This window comes from Marinobacter sp. bablab_jr008 (assembly GCF_016464145.1).
In the GTDB taxonomy this organism is placed as follows: domain Bacteria; phylum Pseudomonadota; class Gammaproteobacteria; order Pseudomonadales; family Oleiphilaceae; genus Marinobacter; species Marinobacter nauticus.
Genome location: NZ_JACDWW010000051.1, coordinates 46,643 through 64,127 on the forward strand (window position 1 = coordinate 46,643; position 17,485 = coordinate 64,127).

Genomic DNA, 17,485 nt, shown 5'->3' on the forward strand with positions numbered 1-17,485 from the left:
CACTTGTCGTTTACCTTTGAGACACATCAACTCTACACCTGTTACACCTCGCCCACGTTTTAAACATGCCTATTGGGTTTTACGTCATCGTGCCCTGCCAGATGCCATCAAATACACACGATTGTTTAACAATTCCGTCACAAGTTGTTAGTGCATACAGTCAGGGAAACTTCTCGACACATCGGGCGCCTTGCCGCTATTCTTGAACAACCGCTCACGAAAGAGAATAACCATGACTCACACAGCCCGTCCAGAGGAGCAGGCGCTGATCGGCGGGCTGCGCGACGGAGACGATGTCGCCTATCGAGAGGCCGTCCGTGCCTTCACGCCCGGTATGCTCGCGGTCGCCAGATTTTACCTTGATGAGGCGGCCGCCGAAGACGTCGTGCAAGACTGCTGGGTCGCCGTCATCGATGCCATTCAGAACTTTGAAGGCCGTTCGGGGCTGAAAACCTGGTTGCACCGCATTGTCGCCAACCGTTGCAAGAATCGGCTGCGGGCAAGCAAACGGGAAGTCCCTCTCGACGACTCAGACGGCCTTGAGCCTGATCTGGCGGAACGCTTCAACGCCAGAGGCCACTGGCAATTACCCCCCAGGCTGAAGTTTCATGAATCTGCCGATACGCTGATGGAAAATGGCGCCCTTAACCAGTGCCTGGACAAACATCTCTCTGCGTTGCCGGAAACCCAACGCTCCGCCCTGATTCTCTACGAGGCGCACCAGCACAAATCAGACGACCTCTGTAACATTCTCGGTGTCAGCGCGTCCAATCTTCGGGTGTTGTTACATCGTGCCAGGCAGAAGATCTTTCTGATGGTAGAAACCTTTCAGGAGACCGGCGAATGCTGAAATGCAGCGAGCTGGCCAGGATCGCCAGTGACTACATCGACGGCGAACTGGGTACCCGGCGGAATCTGTCGGTGAAAACACATTTGATGATGTGCAAACACTGCCGAACCTTTATCGGTAACCTGCGCGCCAGCAATGAGTTGCTGGGTGCCCACGCCTCGGCACGAACCGAGGAGGCGTTTCTGCGCAAGATTGATGAACGGGTAGCCGAAGCCTTGAACGCCCGAAGAGGCAAAGATGTAGATGGCGACTGACAGCCCACCCTGCAATTCAATCGCAGCTATTTTTGAGTGAACACTCACGTTATGATTGCCTGAATATTCATTGAAAGACCCAGCGGGGAAACAGATGCCCAGACCTCCAAGCTATGATCGGGAAACTGCCCTTGCCAGCGCGGTCGGCCTGTTCTGGCACAAGGGCTACCATGGCAGCTCCATGAAGCAGATTGAGCGGGCTCTGGACATGCGCCCGGGCAGCATCTACGCAACATTCGGCAGTAAAGACGGGCTGTTTTCGGAAGCGCTGGCAAGGTATGCGCACCAGGCAGGCGAAGATCTTGCCTGCCACATGGCCGGCTACCACAATGTGCTGGATGGCCTGCAGGCTTTTCTGGTCAAGATCGCCAGGAGCTGTTCAGAGCCAGACAGCAGCACCCCGGCGCGGGCCTGCCTGATTGTGAAAACGCTGCTTGAATCCAGCAACACCAACACCGCGCTCCATCAAGAGGCAAAGGCCTTACTGACCGCCATTGAAAATGCCTTTACCGAGTTACTGGAAGCCGCCAGAAAGCAGGGCGAGCTGGCGCCCGACACAGATTGCCAGCGCCTGGCCAGACTGTATCAGAGTCAGATCATGGGGCTTCGTTCCATCGCCGAACGGGAGTTATCTCGGACCGACCTCGAACAGTTAGGTCAGGATATGGCGGCTATCCTGGAGCCCTATCGGGTCCGCAACTAAATCACCGGGCGGGACCGTTGATTTGCTCCAGAAACGCCGCCGGTAACGCATCAATCACGGGCCGGGCGTCGCCGGCCAGCTCCGGGTTCGGCGTCTCCGGTTCCTGACTCAGGGTCACAGGCGATTCGGACCAGTGCAGCAGTTCCAGCCGACCGTTTTCACGCTCCACTAGCGCGGTGCAGTGTTCCACCCAGTCGCCATCATTGCAATAGAGCCCCTCTTCGCTGCGCAGGAAGCCCGCCGAGTGGATATGGCCGCAGATAAAACCGTGATAGTGGCCTTTTTCCGCCGCGGTCAGCGCCGCCAACTCGAAACGGCGGATAAAAGTTCTCGCCTTGCCAATCCGGCTTTTAATCCAGGCCGCCAGCGACCAGTAGGGCTTGCCCTGTAATCGCCGCAAGGCGTTGAACCATCGGTTCAGACGCAGCAACAACCCATGGGCGCGGTCTCCGACCAGCAGCATCAAAGGACTGCAGCGCACCACCTGGTCAAACTGGTCGCCATGGCAGACCAGAAACTGACGGTCGTCGGCGGTGGTATGCACGGCCTTGTACTGCAATTCGATGCCGGAAAACGTCTGGCCACAGAAACGCCGGAAAAATTCATCGTGATTGCCCGGGATGTACACCACCCGGGTTCCCGTTGCGGCCAGCTCCAGCAGCTTGTGGATAACCTGCCGGTGGCTGTCGGGAAAATGAGCCCGTCGCTGCATGGCAATCAGGTCGACGATGTCGCCCACCAGGTAAAGGGTCTGGCACTGAATGTTATTCAGGAAATCCAGCAGATAGTCCGCCTGGCAATCGGCGGTACCCAGATGGACGTCGGATATGAATACGCTTCGATACTGTCGCATGGAGCCTCCGGTGAGAACAGGCCTGCTTTCAGGATCCTGACATCACCTTGGCAACACCCGGTGACACCGGGGTGACAGCACCAAGACAATTTGATGAAAGCGGAGCCGATGTGGCCGGCTCCGCTGGCTTCAACTACTGGCGAAGGGCGGGATTAAGCGTGTAGGTGCCGGTTACCCGGGCACTGGCCAGCACATGTCCGGCCATGGCCTGACGCACGTCGTTGCCGTCAAATTCACCCTCCAGGCCCAGGGTGTCTACATCCAGAGCATGCACTTCAAAGTGGTAGTGATGGATGATTTCATCATTCCAGGGCGGGCAGGGGCCGTCATAACCGGCATAGGTACCGGCCATGTCCGGATTGCCGGCCAGAAACTGGGTGTAATTGTTCACACCACGGACACCAATCGGGCCAGGTCCATAATCCTTGCCCTTGGGACTGACACCATCGCTGTCTTCACCTTCCGGGATCCGCTTTGTGCCAGCGGGAATATCCACCAGCAGCCAATGGAAGAAATCGACACGTGGCAGGTCGGCCGGTACGGTCTTGCCTTCCTGATTGACGTCGTCGGCGACGCTGGGCACATCCGGGTCAAACATCATCACCACAAAGCTTTTGGTGCCCTCCGGTGCACCGTCCCAGACCAGCTCTGGATTCCGGTTGGGACCAAAACTCATGTGGTCCTGCTCACTGAACACACCGAAGGCAAACTTTTCCGGTACCGGCTGGCCTTCCTCAACACCTCGAACCTGCAGTTTCACGTCGCTTTCTCCTGTCTGTTCTTCAAGTGGATGAGAAGTTTGTAGCAGCGCCAACGGCTCTGTGTCCAGCCCGACAATACTAACGATGGAGCCAATAGGTACTTGGGCTCAATTGTCTCGCTCCAACATCGGCGGTAGTATACGCCCCTGTATTAGCTCCCTAATCATAGACACTCAGGCCAGTGACGACAGCCAAGCGCTTTCATCCGAGAGCGTTTGGCTCTCATCACTTAAAGGTCTGAAACGTTATGGAAAACCTTCATCACATAGTCGTGGTCGGCGGCGGAGCCGGCGGTCTGGAACTGGTCACCAGTCTGGGCAACAAGCTTGGCAAAAAAGGCAAAGCCCGTATTTCCCTCGTCGACGCCGGTCTTACCCATGTGTGGAAACCCCTGCTGCATGAAGTGGCCTCCGGCTCGCTAGATGCCAGCGCCAACGAAATCAATTACCGCGCCCACGCCCGCAAGCACCATTACGAATTTCAGCTCGGCCGCATGAGCGGTCTGGACCGGGCCAATAAAGCGATCGTGATTGCCCCGTTCCGGGATGAAGAAGGCCAAGAAGTCGTGCCGGAACGCCGCCTTCATTACGACACCCTGGTGATTGCCGTTGGCAGCACCGCGAACGACTTCGGCACCCCCGGCGCACAGGATCACTGCCTGTTCCTGGACAGTCTGAAGCAGGCTCGCCGCTTTCATAACCTGATGCTCAATGCCTTCCTGCGCAAAAACCACGAAGCCCTTCAGGGCCAGCCCCATGCCCTGAACATCAGCATCATTGGTGCCGGAGCCACGGGCGTGGAACTGGCCGCCGAACTGAGACTGGCATCCCGCGAATTGCCCATCTACGGCATGAACCACCTCAAATCTTCCGATGTTTCCATCAGCGTGATCGAGGCGGCCGACCGCATATTGCCTGCGCTGCCCGGGCGCCTTTCCGCCGCAGCCACCCGGGAACTGGAACGCCAGAAGGTCAAGGTATTGACCGGACAACCTGTAAGCGAGGTGCGCGAGAACAGTCTGATCATGAAGGACGGCACTGAACTGCCCTCGGAAATGACCATCTGGGCCGCTGGCATCAAAGCACCGCCGTTCCTGGCGGAACTGGATGGCCTGGAGACCAATCGCGGCAATCAGCTGCTGGTGGAACAGACCCTGAAAACCACCAAAGATGCGGATATCTTCGCGTTTGGTGACTGCGCCGCCTGCCCGCAGCCGGAATCCGACCGGCCGGTGCCACCACGTGCCCAGGCCGCACACCAGCAGGCCGATGCCCTGTTCAAAACCCTCTGCAACCGGCTGGAAGGCAAAGAAGCCGTTCCCTTCGTGTACAACGACCATGGCTCACTGATCAACTTCAGCAAATACACCACCGTCGGCAACCTGATGGGTAACCTGTCCGGACGCAGTATGTATATCGAAGGGAAAGTGGCCAGGCTGTTCTACGTGTCGCTGTACCGAATGCACCAGGTGGCCTTGCACGGTTTCCTGCGAACCGGCGTGATCTGGCTGATGGACAAGATCAGTCGGGCCATGCAGCCAAGGTTGAAGCTGCACTGATTCAGCCCCAGTAAAACATCCCCGACTGTTTCCCGAGGATGGTTGCGGCAATGTGCCGGTCGCTGGCTTTGTTGGCGAGGCCATAGCACACGTGCAAGGGCAGGAGGTGCTCTTCCCGGGGGTGACAGAACCGGGCATGGGGCGCTTGCTCCCAATCTGCCAGGCGCTTCGCCCGCTCCGGCTCCGACAGGGAGCTGTCGCTGCAGGTCTGTTCCAGCCAGTCCTCAAAGGCCAGGTTACGGGCCTGGATTTCCGGTGTCTGTGCAGCAAAGAAGGCCCGCATGTTGTGGAACGAGAAGCCTGAGCCAAGCACCAGCAGGTGATCGTAATCCAGTGCCTGCAATGCCCGGCCAATCGCAAGGTGCGTACTGGCGTCCAGAGTGTTGACCAGTGAGAGCTGAATGCAGGGAATCTTTGCCTCCGGATACATCAGTTTAAGCGGCACGAACGCGCCGTGATCCAGGCCCCGCTGGTCATCCAGGCGGGCCTGGATACCAGCCTGATCCAACGCCTGGGCGACCTGCTGCGCCAGCACTGGCTCACCCGGGCAGGGGTATTCGATCTTGTAGGCTTCCGAAGGAAAACCGTAATAATCGTAAATCAGCGACGGCGTAGTACCTGAGGTAATGGTCGGGATCGCCTCCTCCCAGTGGGCGCTGATCACCAGTATCGCAGAGGGTTTGCGCAGGTCAGCCGCTAGCTCTGTTAACCGGTCCACCATGTCCTGGTGCCCGGGATCTCCCAGCAGCGGCATGGGGCCGCCACCGTGGGAAACAAACAGTACATCGGTCGCTTTGCTCATGGCGTTCTCCCCGGTTCAGCTTTCTTTCTGCAACAGGTTATCGACAGCGAACCGGCCTGCGCCCTGAATCGCCAGAGCGACGGTGGCGGCAAACAGCGTGAGTGCATACTCGTAACCATTATTGGCCATAAATAAGCCATTACCGATATGCACCGCGAAAATGGCCACCAACATGGTGAAAGCCGCAACCACCGCCGCCGGACGTGTCAGTAGCCCGAGCACCAGTGCCAGACCGCCAAAGAATTCGGCACCACCTGCCAGCAAGGCCATCAGGTAGCCAGGCTCCAGGCCAATACTGGCCAGCCATTGTCCGGTACCTTCCAGCCCATATCCGCCAAACCAGCCGAACAGTTTCTGGGCACCATGAGCGGCCAGGATCAGCCCCACCGGAACCCTCAGTACCAGTGCGGCAAAGCCACCATTGGATTGGAGTAATGCCTTGGTGAATTGAGCGTTCATATTCGTCACCTTAAGTCTTTCTCTGATTGGTTTATCCCGAAGCCCTGGCTTCAGGCTATGGGCTCACTTTACTATCACCAATCTCAAAGACTAAGATGACTCTTGTTGCTATATTATCGTCATTTTATTGATAATCATCAGCACAACTCAGATCAGGACACCGCCATGGATCGTATTGAAGCCATGCGCACCTTCGCGACAGTGGTCAACGAAGGCAGCTTCACCCGAGCCGCTGACCGCCTGGACACCTCGCCACAACTGGTCAGCAAATACGTGTCTCAGCTGGAGACGCACCTGGGCGTTCGGTTGCTGAACCGCACCACGCGCAGGCTCCACCTGACCGAAGCAGGCAGGCAATATTACCCGCGGGCCCAGCAGGTGCTCAGCGATATTGATGATCTGGAAAATCAGCTCGGCGACCTGCAAACCGAGGCCCAGGGCCTGCTGCGCATCAGTGCCCCGGTTTCTTTCGCCATTCGCCACATGCCGGCCCTGCTGACCGAGTTCCAGCGAATGCACCCCGCCGTGGGTATTGACCTGCAACTCAATGACCGGAAAGTCGACATAGTCGAGGAAGGCTTCGATATCGCGCTGCGCATCGGCCGCCTGCAAAGCTCTTCCCTGATCGCCAAGCGGGTGGCGCCGGTGCGGCTGGTGCTGTGTGCCTCTCCAGCTTATCTGGCACGATACGGCAGCCCCGGCAAACCGGAAGACCTCCGGGACCATCAGTACCTGCGCTACAGCTACATGGACCCGGATTCCAACCATCCCCCGCAGAAGTGGCTCCAGGACAACCGCAGTGACAACCTGCAGGGAATGGTCAGCAACAACGGCGACGTGCTTGTCGAGGCAGCCATTGCCGGGGCCGGGATTGCCCTGCAACCGACCTTTATCGCGGGCCCCGCCATTCAGGAAGGCAAGTTAACGATCGTCCTGCCGGAACATGAACCGGAGCCGCTGGGGCTATACGCCGTCTACGCTCACCGCCAGTTACTGGCAAGCAAGGTCCGCAGCTTCATCGACTTCATCGACGGCTATTTTGGTGATCCGCCCTATTGGGACAGGTTTGAGTAGCTGCAATGCACCGTCAATCAAAAGACGCGCGGATATACACCGAGCACAACGTCATTGGACATTTTCAAGTTGTTGGAAAGCGGATATTTAAGGAGATTCTGAGATATTTGCGGGGATCAACCTGGAGCGGGCGATGGGAATCGAACCCACGTCGTAGGCTTGGGAAGCCTCTGCTCTACCATTGAGCTACGCCCGCCTGCATAATGATTGCCACAGCAATATAAGCCCGGGCCCTGCGTTCGGGCAAGCCCCTTTGGTCTGGAGTCTGATGGATCCCACACTTACCCTGATTGGCGCCTTGATGCTGGTGATCAGCATCGTTCTCAGCCCGCTTTCCAGCCGCGTTGGCATGCCCGTGCTGCTGATCTTCCTGGTCGTGGGCATGATGATGGGGGAGGACGGCCCGGGTGGTATCGAATTCGACAACTTCGAGCTGGCCTTCCTGATCGCCAATCTGGCGCTGGGTGTGATTCTGCTGGATGGCGGCATGCGTACCCGGGTGGAAACGTTCCGGGTAGGTCTGCGGCCGGCACTGGTACTGGCCACCCTTGGCGTTGGCCTGACCGCCGGTGGCGCCGCACTGGTTGCCTGGTGGGTGTTCGACCTGCACTGGCTGATGGCTTTGTTGGTCGGCGCCATTATTTCCTCCACCGATGCCGCCGCCGTCTTCTCACTACTCCAGGGCCGGGGCCTGCATCTGAACGAGCGGGTCAGCGCCACGCTGGAAATCGAATCCGGCAGTAACGACCCCATGGCCATTTTCCTGACTCTGCTGCTGGTTACCCTGATTGGCAGTTACGAAGAGGGGGCATTGGCCAAAGGCCTGATGATGCTGGTACAGCAGTTCGGCATCGGCACGGTGGCCGGCCTCCTTGGTGGCTTTGCCGTGGTTCAGCTGGTCAACCGAATACGACTGACCCCGTCGCTTTACCCGCTGCTGGTAGCCGCTGCCGGCATCGCCGTGTTCTCCTCAACCAACGCCATCGGCGGCAGTGGCTTTCTGGCGATTTACCTCACCGGGGTGGTGATTGGTAACCGGCATGTTCGGATGATGCCGATGATTCTTCAGGTGCATGATGGCCTGGCCTGGCTGGCACAGCTTTGCCTGTTCCTGATGCTGGGCCTGCTGGTTAATCCATCGGATCTGGTGCCGCTGGCCGGTGGCGGTCTGATTCTGGCACTGGCGCTGATTTTCGTGATCCGGCCGGCCACCGTGCTACTCACGCTTTGGCCTTTCGCGTTCAATCGGCGGGAGTTGGGGTTTATCAGTTGGGTGGGCCTGCGTGGCGCAGTGCCGATCGTGCTCGCCCTGTTTCCGATTATTGCAGACCTTCCGGATGCCCAACTGGTGTTCCATGCCGCCTTCTTTATTGTGCTGGTATCGCTGCTGGTACAGGGCACCACCATGGCACCATTGGCGCGCAAACTGAAACTGGAGGTGCCTGCAGGGGAAGATCCGTACCGCAGGCTACCTCTGGATGTGCCTGCCGCAGGTGATCACGAACTGATGCTGTTTCCGCTGCGCGGCAAGAATTGGGAAAGCCCCCGGGCCCTCGGCCAGCTCAGGCTACCCGACAATACCGCCGTTGCCGGTATCTTCCGGGATCGCAAATGCCTGCAACCGACCCGGGAACTGGAAGTTGCCTCAGGCGATGTGGTGGCCATGTTTGCCACGCCAGCCTTGCTGCCGGATCTTGGCAAGGCCCTTAGCGGCAGGCAGGCGCCGAAGCATCTGGCAGAACGGGCATTCTTTGGGGATTTTGTGCTCAATGGCGATGCCCTGCTGGGGGATGTTGAACAGGTGTACGGCATCGAATTTGACGAGCTGCCGCCCGAACTCTCCCTGGCTGAGTGTTTTGCCAGGCGTACCAAGGGCCACCCGGTGGTTGGTGACAAGGTTGTGCTGGGGCCCGTTACCCTGGTCGCCAGGGCCACCGACGCTGACCGGGTGACCAAAGTAGGCATGAAAATGGATTCCTGAATGGGATCCCGGTCAAGAAAAGCCAAACTCTGTAACAGAACCCCTTATCACCCCGTTACCAGGCTATGGTATAAACAGCATGAACAAAGTTTAACCATTTACCGATTTGTGCGAGTTTCATGATTGTTCGAGTTCTACTGACCATCGCCCTGATTGCCTCCCCTCTGATGGCGTCAACCTCTGAGCTTCTGGCCCGGGCCGACACCCGCATGATGCCGAGCCCACCGGAACCGGCGTTAATGGAAGGCCTGCTGGAGATTACCCAGGTACTGGTCAACAAAGGAGAACGTCGCCTTTACCTGCTCAGCGGTGATGAAACCGTACGCCAGTACCGGATCTCCCTCGGCGACAATCCCGTCGGCCACAAGCTGTACGAGGGGGATGAACGCACACCCGAGGGTGACTATGTACTGGACTGGCGCAATGCCAGCAGCGACTTCTATAAATCCATCCACATTTCCTACCCCAGCCCCCGCGACCGGGAACTGGCTGAAGCCTGGGGTCTTGATCCCGGCGGCAGCATCATGATCCATGGCCTGCCCAACAATGCCGGCGACATGGCCTTTGCCTACACCGGGCTGGACTGGACCAATGGCTGCATTGCAGTGAGCAACGAAGCCATGGATGAAATCTGGCAACTGGTCCAGAATGGAACCCCCATCCGCATCGTTCCGTGATTCGTTCTGCTTGGTGACAACGCCATGAAAGCCGGATTAAGTTGTTGTCATAAGCTAAGAAAATTTACGTATCCTTAGTTAACATTTTGTCTCTGAGTGTTTTACACTGTTTAACGACTCCGGTAGTCACTGCCTATCGGGCCTAGCAGAAGGGAGCTGTCTGACCGGCTTCCGGATCACAGGAAATAAAACGACCAATAAGGGGATTTACAATGCGTAAACTGACGATCGCCGGGTTTGCACTGGCTACTGCTCTGACTGCAGGTTGTGCCACTACTGAACAAGCTGCTATCGACGAAGCAAATGCAACTGCCAGCTCCGCTGAGCAGACTGCCAACAACGCCCTGAACACAGCTAACAGCGCCGCCAGCAGTGCACGCACTGCCCAGCAGACTGCTGAAGAAGCTCTGGCTGCAGCCCGTGCTGCCCAGAAAGCTGCTGACGAAGCAAACGAGCGCGCCAAGCGTATGCTCGAGCGTGCCAGCCAGAAGTAAGGCTGTCAGCTAGCAAAAAAGGCCGGTTAATCCGGCCTTTTTTGTGGCTGTCTGCCCCCCCGGCTTTACTGGTCTGGTTTGTCCGGCCCTTTGTTAGCCGACTGGTTGTCCAGGAAGTTCTTGATCATATCCATCGGCAGTGGGAAAACAATGGTCGATGAGTTGGTGTTGCTCATATCCGCCAAGGTCTGCAGATAACGCAACTGCATAGCCCCCGAGTTCGCCGACATGACTTCTGCTGCCTCCACCAGTTTCTTCGACGCCTGAAGCTCGCCTTCAGCGTGGATAACCTTGGCCCGGCGCTCCCGCTCGGCTTCCGCCTGACGGGCGATGGCGCGGATCATGGATTCGTTCAGATCCACATGCTTGATTTCCACATTCGCCACCTTGATACCCCATTCTTCGGTCTGGGCATCAATGATCTCCTGAATGTCGGCGTTCAGCTTGTCCCGTTCGGATAACATCTCGTCCAGGTCGTGCTTGCCCAGTACAGATCGCAGTGTTGTCTGGGCCAACTGGCTGGTAGCGGCACCATAATCTTCAACCCGGATAATGGCTTTTTCCGGATCCACCACCCGGAAGTACAGCACCGCATTTACCCGCACGGTAACGTTGTCTTTGGAGATCACGTCCTGGCTGGGGACATCCAGGGTGATCACCCGAAGGTCAACTCGCACAATCTGCTGGATACCGGGAATGACGATGATCAGGCCCGGGCCTTTCACACCCTGGAACCGACCCAGAAAAAAGACCACGCCACGCTCGTATTCCGGCAGGATCTTGATTGCTGACCCCAGGATCAGCAGCAGCACCACCGTCGGTGCAATATAGGGAATAATGTCACCGAGATTCATACGGCCTCCTTGATTTGCCGTTGATGTTTAATCTGTGCGCTCTGCCGGTTCGTCGGTGCCGGGCTCCACCAGCAGGGTCAGGCCGTCCATACCATTTACCCGCACTTGCGATCGGGCGGCAATGGCCTCCTGACTCCGGGCGTTCCAGCGTTCGCCGCTGACCCGTACATGGCCCGCGTAGGCATCATACGTGGGGACAAAATCATCCAGTGCCACACCGTGTTCGTGGACCAGCTGCTCACTACCCGAGACCGGGTGGCGCCGCCGAAGACCGATGAACCGGGTAACGGTCCAAAGAATAAAGCCCCCAGCCACCACCGCCGTGCCACCAATCGTGGGCAGCGAAATGTCCTGATGGCTGCCGTCCATCAGGATGACGGAGCCAGTGACAAACGCCACGATGCCACCGATGCCGAGGATGCCGAAACTGGGCACAAACGCCTCGCCGACAATGAAGGCCAGCCCCAACAGGATCAGCGCCAGGCCCGCGTAATTCACCGACAATACCTGGAAGGCGAACAGGGCCAGAATCAGACTGATTGCGCCAATCACCCCAGGCACTACGGCGCCGGGATTGGCCAGTTCGAAAAGAATGCCGTAAAAACCGATGATCATCAGGAAATAGGCCACATTCGGGTCAGTAATCACCGACAGCAGTTTGGTGCGCCAGTCCGGCTCGGCCCGCACCAATTCCAGTTGCGCGGTTTCCAGTACCCGATCACCGGCGGCCATGCGCACAGTGCGACCATCAATTTCGCTTAACAACGCCCGGAGGTTCGGCACCACCACGTCCACCACGTTACGCTCAAGGGCTTCGGTAGCCCCGAGATTGACCGCCTCCCGAACCGCCTCTTCCGCCCAGTCGGCATTACGGCCATGGCGCTCGGCCAGGCCGCGGATGTAGCTCACGGCATCTTCCAGTACCTTGCGCTCCATAGCAGTGTCGCCACGACGTTTGTCGGCCGATTCGCTCTGGTCGGTGTCCTCCGAAGATTCTTCAGGGGCGGATTCAGAAGGGGACTCAGGTTCTGTGGAGCCGGGCAGGCCACCCATTTGCACGGGTGTGGCTGAGCCAAGGTTGGTGGCCGGAGCCATGGCGGCAATGTGGCTGCCGTAGAGGATATAGGTACCAGCACTGGCCGCCCGGGCACCCTGGGGTGAAACGTAGGTCGCCACCGGCACATCGGAAGCAAGGATGGTCTTGATGATTTCCCGCATGGAATCCATCAAACCGCCCGGGGTGTCCATTTCAATCACCACCAGGCCGGCGCTTTCCCGCTCCGCCCGGCGAATACCCCGGGTCACATAATCCATGGTGGCCGGGCCAATCGCTCCTTCAACCGAAAGCACCAGGGCCTGACGGGGCGATTCCTGTTGCGCAAAGACTTTCAGGGAAAGACTGAACAGGGCCAGCAAGGCTCCGGCTACAAACACCAGCGCCCAGAGCTTTACTCTGGGGGTGAGTGTCGATGTCCTGAAGTGGCTTGCACGCATCTCAACCTCCCACGGGAGTGATCAGAACAGCTTTGCCAGAACCGACTCCGGTAACCGCCTTAGCACAAAACCGATCGGGGCCCAGGGCCAGGCGGGCACAAAATGCTCGGCTTTTCCGGCTTCTATGGCTTTCACCATAGCACGACAGCCGGTTTGTGCGTCGACGATGAACGGTGTGTTTTTCACCTTCTCATTGATTTCAGTGCGAATATAGCCCGGATACAGGGTAGTCACACGGATCGGGGACCGGCGTTTTTTCAACTCGATGCGCAGTCCTTCACAGAGTGCTGCCAACCCGGCCTTGGTGGCGGCATAGGTGGTAACGTTGCCCGGCATACCGCGCACTGCCGTTACCGATGATACGGCCACCAGGTGGCCCCGGTTCTGTTCCCTGAAAATTTCCATCGCCGCTTCAATCTGGGCGAGGGCGGCGACAAAGTTGGTTTCTGCGGTCTGCCGGTTAGCATCAAAGCTCCCGGTTCCGAGTGGCTGGCCCTTACCGATACCCGCATTCACGATAATCCGGTCCAGTGCTCCAAAGTGCGCCTGAAAAGCCCGGAACACCTCCTGCACCTGAACATGATCATTCACATCCAGTGCCATCACCTGAATCCAGATACCCGGGTACTGCTGTTCAAGCTCCGCTTTCAGCACCTCGAGCCGCTCAGTTCTTCGGGCGCAGAGCGCCAGGTTATCTCCGCGGGCGGCAAACTCTCGGGCCATGCCCTCGCCAAGGCCAGAACTGGCGCCGGTGATCAGAATGCTCCTGCTCATTGCGGTGTTCCTTTACCGGGGGGACTAGAAATACAGGGTCTGTTCCGGCTTGCCCTGTTTCTCGGATTCTGCGGGTTCAACCGAGTCCTCGGATGCCATCCGGGTCAGCTTTTCGCCGACCATGGTGGGCAGACCATCGGCCTGATCCACCGCCAGCTCAATGGAACGGCGGCGAAGATCCACATCCGGATGCTGCTGGCGGAAGCTCTCAACTTTTTCAAATACCTGAGCCCACAGGCGCTCCCGGTCGCGGGCCGAATAGTCCTCATGGGGCCGATGCACTTCCAGCCACACCTCACCACCGGACATACCGATCTTGACCGGCTCACGAATCACCTGAACCGGCGTGCCTTTCTCCACCTGATAGACAAACCGTGAAATATCTTCGTTGTACATGCGGAAACAGCCGTGACTGACCGGCATACCGACACCGAACTGTTTGTTGGTGCCGTGAATGAGGTAGCCTTTCTCGCTCAGCATGAGGGCATGGGTACCCAGGGGATTGCCCGGGCCTGGCGGGATCATTTTCGGCAGATAGTCTCCCGACGCCTCATATTCGGCACGAATGCTCGCTGGCGGGTACCAGGCCGGGGACTCCAGTGGCATGGTTACTTTGGCATTGGTCAGCGGCGACGGGTTTTCCTCAGTGCCCACACCAACCGGGTACACCTGCACCCCGCCATCAGGTGTAAAGTAATACAGCCGGTATTCAGCCAGATTAATCACGATGCCCTCGCGCTCAACATCGGGCAACACATACATGCGGGGCAGAGTGATCATGGTGCCTTCGCCCGGCAACCAGGGGTCAATGCCGGGGTTTGCCTTCACCAGTTCCAGGTACCCTAAGGCCAATTTGTTGCCAATACCGGCAAAAGTGTCTTCATACACGGTATTGAACACCTGCAGCTCTCCGGCCAGGTCACCGTCAGGCCGGAACGTAGGAACCCGCGGGGACCGGTCCGGCGCCTGTTCTGATGCTTGCGGCTCGCTTACCTCCCGGGCGGCCTGCACCGCAGAAAACGGCCACAGCAGACTGACACCGAAGACAACAAGCAACCAGCTTTTCCACTGCATAACATTAGGTTTCCGTAACAGCATTTCTCACTCTCAGTGACCGGCGCCCGGCTCAGGAGTTCATTACCGTGGCCCAGACCGTTACCCCGGCCAGGGCCACAAACAGAATACTCGCGCTGATTCGTGCCATGGCCAGAGGCAGGCGTTCCATCAGCCAGCGACCCGCCATGATAACCGGCACATTGGCCAACAGCATACCGACGGTTGTACCGATGATAACCCAGAATGTCTCGGTATACCTTGCCGCCAGAACCACCGTAGCAATCTGGGTTTTGTCGCCAATTTCCGCCAGGAAGAACATGATGGTGGTGGCCATAAAGGCACCCATACCCAGGAATTTCGAGTCCTCCGAATCATCCTTGTCTGGAATCAACAGCCACAGGGCAATGGCGACAAAGCTGACCGCCAGGATCCAGGGCAGCCAGGCTTCCGGAATCCATTGCGCAACCCAGGCGCCCAGCCAGGCAGACAGGGCATGGTTGAGTACGGTAGCAATCAGAATCCCGAGGATGATAGGGGTACGCTTGGCGTATCTGGCAACCAGAAAGAGAGACAACAGCTGGGTTTTATCGCCAATTTCAGCGATGGCAACGGCAAGCGTCGAAGCGAGAAAAGCATCCATTCAGCAGAACCTCAGGGCGGAGACAATTCAGACATGAGACAGCCCACCTTCCGCCCATTGGAGGTGATCTGCCTCAGGTCTTGCCAATTCCTGTTCAGGAACACGATGGCCATGCAGATTGAGCTGCAAGTATGTTGACCACCGTCTGCCCCGGATCACCGGTGCAGAGGCTACTCCCCCGAAGGTGCGGCCATAGTAATGAATAGCGGCAAACAAGGCAACTCCCGGCCTCAGGCCCGCATTTTCCAGATCGGCACCGCCGCCAGCGCCACGCATACCGCAACCAGCCACCAGGCCGAGGCAAAGGCTGAAACGGTTGGCAGCCCGCCTTCGTGTTCGCCGAACTCGATGGTGAGGGCAACGATATTCACTCCGAGCGCACCACCCAGCTGACGGGCGAAATTGATCGTACTGGAACCTGCACCCAGCTGTTCCGGCGCGAGCGGGTTCAGAGCTCCCGTCGACAGCGCCGGCAACATAAAGCCTATACCGATTCGGCCCACAACTGCCCACAATGCCAGCCAGACAAACCCGACCAGCGCCCCGGTAGCGGCAAACAACACCGCCGAACAGGCAAACATGGCAATGCCAAACAACACCAGCCCACGGGCACTGCGTTTGTCGGCAAGCCGGCCGGCGACGGGGAACACCATGCCCAGTACGACGCCTGCGGGTAACATCAGCAAGCCCGCTTCTGTGGCCGAGAAGCCCAGCGAAGTCTGCACAAATAACGGGATCAGATAGGTAGAGCCGAACAGCGCCAGACCCAGTGCCATGGCGCCCAGGGTTGCGTACAGAAACACCGGCTCTCGCAGTAACGCCAATCGGACAAGCGGATGGGCGGCACGACGTTCACGTACGATAAATCCAATAATCAGAATCGCAGCCAACGCGCCCTGCCAGGCAATACGCACAGAGTCTCCGGGCCAGTCCTGCAGACGGTTAAGCGTTTCCAGGGTGACAGCAACCGCGGCCCCCAGCAGAACCATACCGGACAGATCGAACATGTAGGGAGCCGGACGGGACCGTGGTGACGGCAGAAAGCGCAAGGCCATCCACACACCCAGCAGGGTGACCGGAGCCGGGGCAAACATCACCCAGCGCCAGTGGAACTGATCCACCAGAAAACCACCGAGGACCGGGCCCAGAGCCGGCGCGAGAATCACACCCATGCCATAGATGCCCATGGCGCGGCCGCGCTGGTCCGCCGGAAAAATCCGGAACACCAGATACATGCCCATGGGCTGCATCAACCCGGCCATGGCCCCTTGCCCAATCCGGGCGGCAATCAACAATTCTGGCGTGGGCGCCAAGCCACCGGCGAGGGAAATCAGCGTGAACATGGCCATGGCGGCACTGAGGGTCTTGCGGACACCGAAGCGGTCCAGCAGCCACGCCGAAGCCAGCATGGTGGTGGTCATGGCGGCAATGAAACCGGTCGCCAGCCAGTGAACCTGGCCCTGGCGGATACCGAACTCCACCATGATATCGTGCAGGGCAACGTTGACCACCGTGGCACTGAGCACCGTGGCCATGGTGCCGAGCACCACGGTAAGCACCGCCAGCCAGCGCCAGCGGTCACCATATCGGGCCCGCAGGCCCTCTACGGATTGATCAGCCAAGACTCACTTCTGCTTCTCGGCGTTTTCCATGATCTTGTGGAAAACCTTGAGCGATGCCTCAATGTCTTTGTCGGAAATGCCGTCAAGCATCTCCTCTCGGAGCGTGGCCGCGCGCTCGGACAACTCATCCATGAACTCGACACCGGCCTTGGTCAGGTGAAGGCGACGGGCGCGACGATCGTTGGGGCATGGGCGGCGCTCAATCAGCCCCTGTTGCTCAAGACTGTCCAGCAAACGTACCAGGGTCGGGTTTTCAATGGCCATCAGGCTGGCCAGTTCGCGCTGGGTCAGGCCTTCACCACCTTGCTGCAGATACACCATGGTGCTCCAACGCGCCTGGGTAACACCCAGATCTTTCAGGCGTTCATCGAGCATTTTGCGCCAGCGGCGGGTTACCCGGGCAACGGCAAACGGAAACTGATCTCTCATGGTTCATTACTCCTGATGGTGATCCGGCATGGGACAAGCAAACGCCACCCCGAAAACCGACAAAAGACTTACCTTATTGGAAATTCACCAATAGTAAGCTAACCATTGAAATAAAAACAGATGTGAAGACAAAAATATAATTGGGGAAAA

At 58.3% G+C, this 17,485-nt stretch carries 19 protein-coding genes and 1 tRNA gene; 8 read left to right on the forward strand and 12 right to left on the reverse strand.

Annotated features, from left to right (window positions below; genetic code table 11):
* Positions 1-232 precede the first annotated feature (232 nt).
* The 3 genes from JIF53_RS05645 to JIF53_RS05655 all read left to right on the forward strand — a co-directional run bounded on the left by JIF53_RS05645 (position 233) and on the right by JIF53_RS05655 (position 1,807).
* Positions 233-850, forward strand: a complete 618-nt coding sequence (locus JIF53_RS05645) for an RNA polymerase sigma factor (RefSeq protein ID WP_199452032.1) — start codon at positions 233-235, stop codon at positions 848-850.
* Entirely contained in the window at positions 844-1,104 is a 261-nt protein-coding gene (locus JIF53_RS05650) for a zf-HC2 domain-containing protein (protein WP_199452033.1), read from the forward strand. Before JIF53_RS05645 ends, JIF53_RS05650 begins: the two co-directional genes overlap by 7 nt.
* Positions 1,105-1,198: 94 nt before the next feature.
* A complete protein-coding gene (locus JIF53_RS05655; protein ID WP_199452034.1) occupies positions 1,199-1,807 on the forward strand; it encodes a TetR/AcrR family transcriptional regulator in 609 nt (202 codons plus the stop codon).
* Between the two features lies 1 nt (position 1,808).
* On the opposite strand, the gene JIF53_RS05660 is transcribed toward JIF53_RS05655, so the two are convergent.
* On the reverse strand, positions 1,809-2,660 hold the full coding sequence (locus JIF53_RS05660; RefSeq protein ID WP_011783722.1) for a UDP-2,3-diacylglucosamine diphosphatase: 852 nt from the start codon (positions 2,658-2,660) through the stop codon (positions 1,809-1,811).
* A 133-nt stretch (positions 2,661-2,793) separates the two neighbouring features.
* Positions 2,794-3,420, reverse strand: a complete 627-nt coding sequence (locus tag JIF53_RS05665) for a YbhB/YbcL family Raf kinase inhibitor-like protein (protein ID WP_121208084.1) — start codon at positions 3,418-3,420, stop codon at positions 2,794-2,796.
* 248 nt (positions 3,421-3,668) lie between these two features.
* On the opposite strand from JIF53_RS05665, the gene JIF53_RS05670 reads away from it, so the two are divergent.
* Positions 3,669-4,979, forward strand: a complete 1,311-nt coding sequence (locus JIF53_RS05670; protein ID WP_114434381.1) for an NAD(P)/FAD-dependent oxidoreductase — start codon at positions 3,669-3,671, stop codon at positions 4,977-4,979.
* A 1-nt stretch (position 4,980) separates the two neighbouring features.
* On the opposite strand, the gene JIF53_RS05675 is transcribed toward JIF53_RS05670, so the two are convergent.
* Positions 4,981-5,781, reverse strand: coding sequence for a DODA-type extradiol aromatic ring-opening family dioxygenase (locus JIF53_RS05675; RefSeq protein ID WP_153739740.1), 801 nt, complete (start codon positions 5,779-5,781; stop codon positions 4,981-4,983).
* A gap of 15 nt (positions 5,782-5,796) precedes the next feature.
* Complete coding sequence (locus tag JIF53_RS05680; protein ID WP_114434383.1) at positions 5,797-6,240, reverse strand: DoxX family protein; 444 nt, start codon at positions 6,238-6,240, stop codon at positions 5,797-5,799.
* Between the two features lie 165 nt (positions 6,241-6,405).
* Here JIF53_RS05680 and JIF53_RS05685 point away from each other — a divergent pair, with 165 nt between their 5' ends.
* A complete protein-coding gene (locus JIF53_RS05685) occupies positions 6,406-7,314 on the forward strand; it encodes a LysR family transcriptional regulator (RefSeq protein WP_199452035.1) in 909 nt (302 codons plus the stop codon).
* A gap of 122 nt (positions 7,315-7,436) precedes the next feature.
* Here the strand turns inward: JIF53_RS05685 and JIF53_RS05690 are convergent.
* Positions 7,437-7,510: transfer RNA gene (locus tag JIF53_RS05690), tRNA-Gly, on the reverse strand.
* Positions 7,511-7,582: 72 nt separating this feature from the next.
* Here JIF53_RS05690 and JIF53_RS05695 point away from each other — a divergent pair.
* The 3 genes from JIF53_RS05695 (at position 7,583) to JIF53_RS05705 (ending at position 10,466) form a co-directional block, all read left to right on the forward strand.
* Complete coding sequence (locus JIF53_RS05695; protein WP_153739737.1) at positions 7,583-9,295, forward strand: potassium/proton antiporter; 1,713 nt, start codon at positions 7,583-7,585, stop codon at positions 9,293-9,295.
* A gap of 119 nt (positions 9,296-9,414) precedes the next feature.
* A complete protein-coding gene (locus JIF53_RS05700; protein ID WP_153739736.1) occupies positions 9,415-9,972 on the forward strand; it encodes a L,D-transpeptidase family protein in 558 nt (185 codons plus the stop codon).
* A gap of 212 nt (positions 9,973-10,184) precedes the next feature.
* The gene (locus JIF53_RS05705; RefSeq protein ID WP_011783700.1) at positions 10,185-10,466 is read left to right on the forward strand and encodes an Lpp/OprI family alanine-zipper lipoprotein; all 282 of its coding nucleotides are present in this window, start codon (positions 10,185-10,187) and stop codon (positions 10,464-10,466) included.
* A 65-nt stretch (positions 10,467-10,531) separates the two neighbouring features.
* Here the strand turns inward: JIF53_RS05705 and JIF53_RS05710 are convergent, their stop codons facing one another.
* The 7 genes from JIF53_RS05710 to JIF53_RS05740 all read right to left on the reverse strand — a co-directional run bounded on the left by JIF53_RS05710 (position 10,532) and on the right by JIF53_RS05740 (position 17,335).
* Complete coding sequence (locus JIF53_RS05710; RefSeq protein ID WP_153739735.1) at positions 10,532-11,320, reverse strand: slipin family protein; 789 nt, start codon at positions 11,318-11,320, stop codon at positions 10,532-10,534.
* Between the two features lie 27 nt (positions 11,321-11,347).
* Positions 11,348-12,814 carry an NfeD family protein gene (locus tag JIF53_RS05715; protein ID WP_199452036.1) on the reverse strand — a complete coding sequence of 489 codons (1,467 nt, stop codon included), beginning with the start codon at positions 12,812-12,814 and terminating at the stop codon, positions 11,348-11,350.
* Between the two features lie 21 nt (positions 12,815-12,835).
* On the reverse strand, positions 12,836-13,588 hold the full coding sequence (locus tag JIF53_RS05720; RefSeq protein ID WP_199452037.1) for an SDR family oxidoreductase: 753 nt from the start codon (positions 13,586-13,588) through the stop codon (positions 12,836-12,838).
* Positions 13,589-13,612: 24 nt separating this feature from the next.
* A complete protein-coding gene (locus JIF53_RS05725) occupies positions 13,613-14,662 on the reverse strand; it encodes a L,D-transpeptidase family protein (protein WP_199452038.1) in 1,050 nt (349 codons plus the stop codon).
* 52 nt (positions 14,663-14,714) lie between these two features.
* Entirely contained in the window at positions 14,715-15,284 is a 570-nt protein-coding gene (locus JIF53_RS05730; protein WP_199452039.1) for a TMEM165/GDT1 family protein, read from the reverse strand.
* Positions 15,285-15,514: 230 nt separating this feature from the next.
* Positions 15,515-16,906, reverse strand: coding sequence for a DHA2 family efflux MFS transporter permease subunit (locus tag JIF53_RS05735; protein WP_023008080.1), 1,392 nt, complete (start codon positions 16,904-16,906; stop codon positions 15,515-15,517).
* 3 nt (positions 16,907-16,909) lie between these two features.
* Complete coding sequence (locus tag JIF53_RS05740; RefSeq protein ID WP_011783693.1) at positions 16,910-17,335, reverse strand: MarR family transcriptional regulator; 426 nt, start codon at positions 17,333-17,335, stop codon at positions 16,910-16,912.
* Between the last annotated feature and the right edge of the window lie 150 nt (positions 17,336-17,485).

Excerpts from the sequence above, each read along its gene's own strand:
- JIF53_RS05645 (WP_199452032.1), top strand. The coding sequence starts at position 233 with ATGACTCACACAGCCCGTCCAGAGGAGCAGGCGCTGATCGGCGGGCTG.
- JIF53_RS05650 (WP_199452033.1), top strand. The coding sequence starts at position 844 with ATGCTGAAATGCAGCGAGCTGGCCAGGATCGCCAGTGACTACATCGAC.
- JIF53_RS05655 (WP_199452034.1), top strand. The coding sequence starts at position 1,199 with ATGCCCAGACCTCCAAGCTATGATCGGGAAACTGCCCTTGCCAGCGCG.
- JIF53_RS05660 (WP_011783722.1), bottom strand. The coding sequence starts at position 2,660 with ATGCGACAGTATCGAAGCGTATTCATATCCGACGTCCATCTGGGTACC.
- JIF53_RS05670 (WP_114434381.1), top strand. The coding sequence starts at position 3,669 with ATGGAAAACCTTCATCACATAGTCGTGGTCGGCGGCGGAGCCGGCGGT.
- JIF53_RS05675 (WP_153739740.1), bottom strand. The coding sequence starts at position 5,781 with ATGAGCAAAGCGACCGATGTACTGTTTGTTTCCCACGGTGGCGGCCCC.
- JIF53_RS05680 (WP_114434383.1), bottom strand. The coding sequence starts at position 6,240 with ATGAACGCTCAATTCACCAAGGCATTACTCCAATCCAATGGTGGCTTT.
- JIF53_RS05685 (WP_199452035.1), top strand. The coding sequence starts at position 6,406 with ATGGATCGTATTGAAGCCATGCGCACCTTCGCGACAGTGGTCAACGAA.
- JIF53_RS05695 (WP_153739737.1), top strand. The coding sequence starts at position 7,583 with ATGGATCCCACACTTACCCTGATTGGCGCCTTGATGCTGGTGATCAGC.
- JIF53_RS05700 (WP_153739736.1), top strand. The coding sequence starts at position 9,415 with ATGATTGTTCGAGTTCTACTGACCATCGCCCTGATTGCCTCCCCTCTG.
- JIF53_RS05705 (WP_011783700.1), top strand. The coding sequence starts at position 10,185 with ATGCGTAAACTGACGATCGCCGGGTTTGCACTGGCTACTGCTCTGACT.
- JIF53_RS05710 (WP_153739735.1), bottom strand. The coding sequence starts at position 11,320 with ATGAATCTCGGTGACATTATTCCCTATATTGCACCGACGGTGGTGCTG.
- JIF53_RS05715 (WP_199452036.1), bottom strand. The coding sequence starts at position 12,814 with ATGCGTGCAAGCCACTTCAGGACATCGACACTCACCCCCAGAGTAAAG.
- JIF53_RS05720 (WP_199452037.1), bottom strand. The coding sequence starts at position 13,588 with ATGAGCAGGAGCATTCTGATCACCGGCGCCAGTTCTGGCCTTGGCGAG.
- JIF53_RS05725 (WP_199452038.1), bottom strand. The coding sequence starts at position 14,662 with ATGCAGTGGAAAAGCTGGTTGCTTGTTGTCTTCGGTGTCAGTCTGCTG.
- JIF53_RS05730 (WP_199452039.1), bottom strand. The coding sequence starts at position 15,284 with ATGGATGCTTTTCTCGCTTCGACGCTTGCCGTTGCCATCGCTGAAATT.
- JIF53_RS05740 (WP_011783693.1), bottom strand. The coding sequence starts at position 17,335 with ATGAGAGATCAGTTTCCGTTTGCCGTTGCCCGGGTAACCCGCCGCTGG.